This window comes from Gilvimarinus sp. 1_MG-2023 (assembly GCF_030548285.1).
This window is the reverse complement of the sequence record NZ_JAUOSC010000375.1, coordinates 1-364: the sequence shown is the minus strand read 5'-3', so window position 1 is coordinate 364 and position 364 is coordinate 1. Positions and strand designations below refer to the sequence as shown.

The 364-nt window shown below is 51.4% G+C and carries 1 protein-coding gene; it reads right to left on the bottom strand.

Going from position 1 to position 364, the window contains the following annotated elements:
- The coding region (locus tag Q4563_RS17265) for a LysR substrate-binding domain-containing protein (protein WP_303605372.1) at positions 1 to 364 on the bottom strand (364 nt) is incomplete at both ends.

The following is a 364-nucleotide window of genomic DNA, read 5'->3' as shown; positions in this document are numbered from 1 at the left end:
GCATCCACCAGCTCTCGCGTCAAATGTGGCGCAAACCCAGAAATAAAGTCATACATAAAACCACGCAGGAAGGTACCTTTTCGGAAACCGATCTTGGTCACACTGGGCGCAAACAAATGGCTGGCATCAATCGCGACCAGATCTTTATCCTGCACTGGATCAAGCGCCATGCTGGCAATAATGCCAACACCAACCCCTAACCGTACGTAGGTTTTGATCACATCGGCATCCGCGGCAGTAAACGCCACTCTCGGTGTCAGCCCTCGACTTTTAAAAGCCTCATCCAGCTTGGAACGCCCAGTAAAACCAAAGACGTATGTTACCAACGGATAATTGGCGACCTGCTCCAGCGTCAGCTGTTGGC